The sequence below is a fragment of the Chitinophagaceae bacterium genome (genome assembly GCA_007695095.1).
In the GTDB taxonomy this organism is placed as follows: domain Bacteria; phylum Bacteroidota; class Bacteroidia; order Chitinophagales; family REEL01; genus REEL01.
The window spans coordinates 1-7,506 of sequence record REEL01000053.1; the positions used below are offsets into that span (position 1 = coordinate 1).

Consider the following 7,506-nt stretch of genomic DNA (forward strand, 5'->3'; position numbering starts at 1 on the left):
CTCGTTAAAGTCTAACTTAAGGCTCTCCAGTTTGTTGATATAAGCCTTTACGGTATTTTTGCTCAATCCAAGGTTGCTGGCGATGGTTTTTTTACCTGCTCCGCCCTGGTGTAGCCTTATCAGTTGTTTTATCTGACTCATAGGTTTTGGTTTTCCGGCCATCTTTGCTCTTTTTTAAAACTTAGTGTATCTGTATACGCTAAGTAAACAAAACCAGCTCTGAAACCAGGGGGTCAATATGCTCCGAAATAAAACTTCCTGTTTTCTAATAAGGGGGGTCAATATCCGCCGGAATGGCAGATGTTTTTTATGAAATATTTTCCGGTTTTAGAGGGGTCAGTATGGTCCGGAATATCCACAGACCGTTGGTCCAGATAAAATCCTTGCTGGTTTCAATGTTGCCGTTCCACTCCGGCCGCTGGGCATAATCGGGCATCTGAACCTTAACGATGTAATCGTTGGAAACCGGTTCTGCGGCCAGCGCATTCCTGTCGGGGTTCCAGTCACGGATGGCCCCGATCTCATCCGGCGAAGGAAACTTGTAAATGGGTTTGGGATTCCCTTTGGTAATATCCCAGAAGTAATGCACTATACCATTGGAGAGGATCACATACCGCACACCGGAAGCCTTTGCATATTTCCGGGCCTGTTCCTTGGCTACCAAGGGGTGCAGACTCTCTTTCTTGGCTTCCAGCACACAAACGGGTTTATTGTCACTGTCAACCAGCAGAAAATCCAGCGAGCCGGAGCTGGTTTGCTCATAATCGTTGCCCCACGCATCTATGACATTCTGCGTGATCTTCACATGATTCTCCAGAAGAATATTGGCTCTCCCCCCATCTCCATCCAAAAACCGCCAACCCGCTTCCTCAAGCAACCGGTTGATCTTTATCCTGGCATGGGCTTCGTTGTTCATGGGGTAAAAATAGGGAAATTTTGGGAGAGTTGGTGGTAGTATATAGCTAACAGCTAATTTATTAACTCATATGTAAGAATTCATATATAATGGTTTTAATCAACGATTCAATATAAATTAAATGAGATGTTAAATACACTTTTCTTACAACTTATTCAAATATATGTTTAGAAATAATTCATTAATTATCCACAATTCACCCATATTATATTTAAACTATATAGTCTGCTGGTTTTTATATTTTATTCTGGACAGATTCTTTTAAACCAGTTTTATTTAGCATTCCCTTCTCTATAGCAACCTTTAATAGTTTTTTTAGTGAACCGATAGTATATCTTTTTATTTTATGTTTTCGGATTCTTTCTACTATATGGTCTTTAACTAACCCTAAATTTGTAAAAGTTAGGTCTGCAATATCTCTATGAGCTTCAATAAGACTTTCAACAGGAGTGTCTCCAGGTGAGGCAACTATATTTAGCTTGTAACCAATTAATGTACTTTCTTCAAGTATTACAACATCAATAGTGTCAAGATGATCCTGATTAGACACTAAAGCTAATACAGCTTCATCAAGATCATCTTCTGACTCAATTCTCCAAACGGATAAGCTGTTTTTTGTCGTTTTAAGGCAATTTGTTACAGCATCTGCTTTAACATCATTGTTATTTTCGATATCTATTTGATACCATTTCGCCTTACTTATCTTTCTTACTAATAATGGCATAGTTGTTCTTCAAAATCCTTGATTACTTCCTCAATATATTCTCTTAGCCAAATTGTTTCGACTTGGATTTTTTTCAATATTTCAAGAGATTCAATATTGCACCACTTTTCAAACGCTCTAATTCCAAGTTCTTTTACTTCATCATTAGAATGATTAAGTGCAGCTAAGGCTATTGTTTGACCTTGAGGAAATATTTGGGTAGGTTCAAATCTCCCAATAATTCTGAGAATACCAATTATTATTACTTCATCAGAAAAATGCTTGATAAATAGTTCATTTAACCAATTTCTTGTAGCAAGTGCATTAATCTTTAATTGCTCATTTAATAGCTCTTCGCTACGTGATATAAAACCAAACTCAAAATCCTCTTCTCGTAAAATGGACAAGAAATCATTAGTAAATTTTTTGTCTAATATTCTTGAGCGAAGAGAGTTAATTTTATTTTCTGTGGAATCATTACTACTTAAAAACTGAAAATCTTCATCCTCAAGAAAAAGATCTAGAAACGTATCATCTATTTTATCTAAATCTAGAAATGACTCTTTTGTTGGTAATGGCTGCTTCTTTTCTAGACTTTTATTTGTGCTGTTACCACTAAATAATTCATCTAACAAATCTAAGTCAGTCTTTTTGTCTTTAGATGAAAAATCTGATTTAAGAAACTTTTCAAGAACACTCATGATTCTATAAATTTAAGATATTTAGTTTTCAATTCTGATTCAAGTTTATAAGCCACGTCAATGAAAGAATCAAACAAATTGCAGTCAAATCTAAAATCTGTATTACCTTGATATGTATTGATGTCGAAATGTAATTCAACCCTATCAATTTTTTCAACTTTTGAGTTAATACTTAACGTTCCTTTTGTCCTCTTAATTTCACTTATAACATTAAATAGCTCTTCAGATTTATCTACTTGATAGGGGATTCTTGATACAGTTCTGTTTTTCCAATCTGCAATCTCATTATTTTTATAAATATCAATGGAATTATTCAATTTATTGTATATCACTGAGAACTCTTTATCAACCATAGGTTTAAGTAAATATCGAGTAACGAGGGATAATCTATTAAACTTTCTTGGGAATTTTTCATCAATTATCTTGATCATTCTTTTAATATCAATAATGAATTGTTCTAAAGTGCCCATCTTAGTAAGACCTACATTCTTATTTGTTTTTTGAATATCAAGTCTGTTTGAACTAAATTCTAATAACCAAACTTCATCACTCGTAATCAAACTAAATCTGTTGATAGGTCCTTGTGGAGTTAACTCTTGAAAAGTGGTTGGAATTAATTCTTTATCAGAAAACTTATCAATAAAATATTTTAATGTTTCTGGTTTTGGGCCTATATCTTCAAAATTCCCAAAAAGTACAGTTTGATATCTTAAATCTATATCTTTCATTTGAATATATTTTTCTTCAAAGTTACATTTTTTATGCTTTATTCAACATCAGTTTGCATCTTAGCCTCACCGAGTTTTTCAATTCATTCCCAAATATAAAAGTATCAATCGAATAATTCATGCTTTATATTTGAATATTATTGGTCAATAGAAGAATCATTGTCATCAAGTAATATATATTTGGTTTGGTTTGAATGTTTAGCTTTGAGATTTTCCCATTTTTCCCTGGTAGTTTTCTTAACTTCTCCCGTAAGGGTATTTTAACCATTACTTCCCCTTCTTCAAGCTTACCGTATCGCCTGCCGGTGGTATGCACATTGATGATCTGTTCAAGGAGATCATTTGTTTTTTGCTGATTTTTCAAAATAAGATTGACTTTCCAGTACCAGAGCCAGAATCCTCTGAGCAGGATCAGAACAAGAATTAAAATAATTAGTGTAATTATTGTCTCACCGGGGTAGGTGTTTAAAAGTAAATTAGCTGATGTTGATTGCATAATGGGATTATTTATAATGATGAGGTCCATGGGTAAAATTAAGGGTGGGGTTCAATCTTTAGTTGCGGGAATGATTTTTGGAAGTCAGCTAATTTTCTTATACTTTCCTTCCTTATTTTCTTATATATCTCAAAATATCAGATATTTCAGAATATTCTGTGTACCAAATAACTGAAACACCTAATTCTCTCATAATTTCTTCATTAAGGTTATGATGCCTGTCCAAAAACTTTTTTGCTCCATCTACATTATCAATAACATTTTTGTCATCAACTTTCATAAAATTCTCTATTGTAAGTCTATTCATAAATGTAAAATGTCTTGTCTTATCAGTATTTCTGGAAGATATATCCAATAGTCTCCTCAAGTTCGGGTCAGTCATTGAGAGACCGACCATTAAGCAGTGGTTTTCCCTCAGATTGGACAGTTGCACAAGATTTGACCAATGATAAGAATCAGAGTAAATCAAATGATAGCCTTCTTCTGAAAAAACTAAGGTGCTTTTTTCAAGCCCTTCATATTTTTCAGTATTCTCAGGTAGAAAACCATGAACGTGAAAAACTGGCAATTCATCTGGGTCTATGAAGTCGTTATCAGAATAAATGCTGTGATATTGTATTGACTGCGCATCTAATTGTCTTTCAATTAAATCATCAAAATTATAAGTAATAATAGATTTAACTTTTGCTCCTGTTCTCGAAGGCATACACAACTCAACAATTGCTTTTATTAAGTCAGAATCAACTTTCTTATTATAGTCACGCAGTTTATAAAGATTTTCCGTTATTGCCTTTGTAAATTCTTGTGATTCAGTACTCCGGCTATCAAGACCTTTTCTTAGATACCTAGCAGCCATCAAAGCAGACGGTTCATCTATTTGATTAAGCCTATGAACAATCTGCTTAATATCGAAATCAATAATTTTGGACTCTCCGTCAAATTCATTTGTTAAATAGGTGACAAATAGTGAGTTTAATAATGTATTCCAATCAGGCATGCCCGCACTACTTGAAACTCCTGCTCCTAAAAAAAGTGAAAATTGCCCCTTTTTATAAAGTCTGTTCAATAGCTCAACCTTTTCTTCACGTTCCTTTTTCCAATCTTTTGAACTCTTGACTATCGCAGATTCAATTCTCAAAGAGAATAAATTATTTGCTATTTCATTGGCTTCTTTACGATTTTTCGAAACAATTTTGTTTATATCCTCAGGCCCCCAAATAAAAACTTTAAAGGGCAACTTTTGATCTTGGAACTTACCGTAGAAGAATTCTCGAAATTTGTTAGAAATCGGATTTGGAATTATGAAAAGGAGATTCTCAAATGGTTCGTTATCAAAAAGTATTGTTTGAATGTGAATTGTGTGGTCAAGAAATCTTTTTAAGGGCATGCTCTCAAGGTTAAATTTTATTTCAACTTGGGTTTTTCCTTTTATTTCATCTATCCCTTCTGGTGCGTATCCGTCAAATCCATTTCTTCTTGTCTGTGATACAAATGGTTTCTTAGTCTTGTCTAAATGAACTTTTAATAAGTTTAAGATAAATGTTTCGAACATATAATACCCTCTATGTTTATCTGAGAGTTTAATCTTTTTCAAAATGTCATCAATTAGCATAATTTGTCTTTTTTAAAAAGAGGTATAATGGCAGTTCGTCTCATAACCCTGCCGGATTTTTCAATTTACATCCAAATATAAAATTATCAGGAGAATAATTTATGCTTTTTATCTGAATATTTACGAAAAGATATTAGTGCTCGTGATTGTTAGTGATTCAGAAATTGGGCTAAGGTTTAGTGTATTTATTTGTTATCCTGATTTATTTCATCCAATGCTTTACCCGTTACGGCCTTTATAATATCAAGACCCTTAATATTGGCCTTTGCTGCTTTGTCAAAGGGTATATCATATCCTAAGTGTTTTGCTGCCACCAATCCGTGGACTACATTTTCTATGTCTCCCCCGCCCAGGTATAGAGCTTGTAACTGTTTGGAGGTTACAGTTATGCCGCCTTTTTTCGCTATAATTAATCCATTGATTACGTTTTCAGCCGGTATTTTTCTCCAACGCAATAATAGTATCTCTCCAATATTTATATCCACTCCTGTTACTATTGCAGAAAACCATGGCCCGGTTGGAATCACATAAATTAAGAGAAGAAAAATGATAAACCCGGCAATGATTATGATGGAAACAGGGTTTATCTGGTTTGTGGAATTTAATATGACGTCCATTTGAATTGGTTTAGTTTATGAAAATCTTGATTGCATTTATATAAGGCAGAACTATTTATTTTACTTTTCATCAATACATATAGTTATAAGACCAAAGGTGATTTCTTTAATCTTGAATCAAATTTAAAGTGTTTTCTTTCTACTATTCTGACTCTTGAATACTCAGGGTGTCTGCAATTTAATATGTAATTATGGGAGCTATGAATTATGCAACTGGGCACTTTAAGTGCTATGGTTTTTCCTTCTTTAATCCACTTTTTTCCGATTTCTGATAAAATTACCGGAGCAGGATATACATTCCAGTTTTCCGGCAAATCTGCAATTTCTATTTTGGTTATAGATTCATCGGGTATCTCAAGAGTGAGAATATCCAGTTCTGGTATCAATAACGGCGGGGTGTGGACCAGTGTTTCCAGGAGGGCAATTTCCTTATTTTCACCGGTATATAATACCGGTATTCCTTTTTTGTTCCAGCGTCCGCCAAACATTGCAGCTCCGTATCCACTCAGGTCACCTGCATGCTTCCTGGATGTGATTCTAAAAACATGCATACCTTAACTGTAAACTCCGTATTCAATTCTTCCAAGAACATCTTTTACTTTTGAAACACCACCTGGTATTTCTATCAGTTCTTTTGGCTCTAACCCACCTAAAGCTTCATTTGGCAGATTCAACCACTTGAAGAAATCATCTCTGTTTTCAAATACCTCTTCTCCGTATAAGAACAGGTCTGCAATTTCAAATAGTTTAACTGAGAAATTTCTTTCTAATTTTTTGTTTGCTTTTGTCCATCGATACAGAGTAGGTTCAGAAATATTTAAAAGTTCAGCAACAGTATTCTTCGTTAGATTAAAATACTTGCTGAAATTTAATATCATCCTGACGCTTATACCTTCATTGGCAAGTATGATAAAATCAAACGGGCTTTGAATATTCGCCGGCACATCTTCTCTTCCGAGTATTTCTGAAAGTTTCAGGTAATGCCTGGTTGTTATTTCTTTTTCTTCTATCATTTGATAAAATATTTTATTACATGAACGAAGATAGTAAAAATTTACTTCAGTGGCAATTAATTTAGTTAAATAAATGGGTTGGGTTGAAGAGTTTATTTATGGGCTACGATTATCGCCAGACTCCATTTTATACTGTCAAATACCTCAATAGGATCTCCGGTAAACACATAATCTGTGTTTATTTGAAAGGTTAATTTAGCCGGTGTCTCATGTTAAGTTAATTCACCCATTCACCGGTGTCTTTATCAATGGGCAATTCTGCGGCTTTTGACAGTTTTGATGGTCCATAAAGTGAAACCACCAAAACAGTAATTACCAAAACCAGCAAGGCATAAACAAAGAAAGCCTGAACTTCGAGTATATTCATTGCAACATTCATCATCAGATGAAAAAGTGTTACAATTACCATGCTTCCTCTTGAATTGTTACAAGCCCAGGTAATAATTACTGTGTAAGACATGACAAGTATTGCATAGGCTGCAAAAGGAATTTTTTCATAACCCAGACCTGCAAACCACATGGGAAGATGCCACATGGTCCAGATTACTCCAAGAACCAGGCTGGCGCATAAGGCGCTCATTTTCATCTGAAGCCGTGGCAGGGCAAATCCACGCCAGCCAAGTTCTTCTCCCGTGGCACCTGTAATGGTAGATATGATCAGAAGAGCCAGCATACTCATGGGGTCAAAAACGATTTCCGAAACCGGGTTAACCCCATATA

The 7,506-nt window shown here is 34.5% G+C and carries 11 protein-coding genes; all 11 read right to left on the minus strand.

The features are described 5' to 3' along the window. Positions 1-162 (minus strand): IS21 family transposase (locus tag EA412_01190; GenBank protein ID TVR82962.1); only part of this gene is annotated, 162 nt, incomplete at its 3' end. Positions 163-307: 145 nt separating this feature from the next. After that, positions 308-916 (minus strand): hypothetical protein, encoded by a 609-nt coding sequence (locus EA412_01195; GenBank protein ID TVR82963.1) that lies wholly within the window; start codon positions 914-916, stop codon positions 308-310. Positions 917-1,151: 235 nt separating this feature from the next. Next, a complete protein-coding gene (locus EA412_01200; protein TVR82964.1) occupies positions 1,152-1,640 on the minus strand; it encodes a hypothetical protein in 489 nt (162 codons plus the stop codon). Then, positions 1,628-2,320 (minus strand): hypothetical protein, encoded by a 693-nt coding sequence (locus EA412_01205; GenBank protein TVR82965.1) that lies wholly within the window; start codon positions 2,318-2,320, stop codon positions 1,628-1,630. The genes EA412_01200 and EA412_01205 overlap by 13 nt, the downstream gene beginning before the upstream one ends. Continuing rightward, positions 2,317-3,048, minus strand: coding sequence for a hypothetical protein (locus tag EA412_01210; GenBank protein ID TVR82966.1), 732 nt, complete (start codon positions 3,046-3,048; stop codon positions 2,317-2,319). The genes EA412_01205 and EA412_01210 overlap by 4 nt, the downstream gene beginning before the upstream one ends. A 124-nt stretch (positions 3,049-3,172) precedes the next feature. Beyond that, positions 3,173-3,574: a hypothetical protein gene (locus EA412_01215; GenBank protein ID TVR82967.1), complete on the minus strand. Its 402-nt coding sequence runs from the start codon at positions 3,572-3,574 to the stop codon at positions 3,173-3,175. 82 nt (positions 3,575-3,656) lie between these two features. After that, the gene (locus tag EA412_01220; protein TVR82968.1) at positions 3,657-5,156 is read right to left on the minus strand and encodes a hypothetical protein; all 1,500 of its coding nucleotides are present in this window, start codon (positions 5,154-5,156) and stop codon (positions 3,657-3,659) included. A 185-nt stretch (positions 5,157-5,341) separates the two neighbouring features. Next, positions 5,342-5,773, minus strand: coding sequence for a hypothetical protein (locus EA412_01225; GenBank protein TVR82969.1), 432 nt, complete (start codon positions 5,771-5,773; stop codon positions 5,342-5,344). An 83-nt stretch (positions 5,774-5,856) separates the two neighbouring features. Then, complete coding sequence (locus EA412_01230; protein TVR82970.1) at positions 5,857-6,324, minus strand: RES domain-containing protein; 468 nt, start codon at positions 6,322-6,324, stop codon at positions 5,857-5,859. 3 nt (positions 6,325-6,327) lie between these two features. After that, positions 6,328-6,768: a DUF2384 domain-containing protein gene (locus EA412_01235; protein ID TVR82972.1), complete on the minus strand. Its 441-nt coding sequence runs from the start codon at positions 6,766-6,768 to the stop codon at positions 6,328-6,330. Between the two features lie 235 nt (positions 6,769-7,003). Continuing rightward, positions 7,004-7,465, minus strand: a complete 462-nt coding sequence (locus EA412_01240; protein ID TVR82971.1) for a CPBP family intramembrane metalloprotease — start codon at positions 7,463-7,465, stop codon at positions 7,004-7,006. Positions 7,466-7,506: the final 41 nt, after the last annotated feature.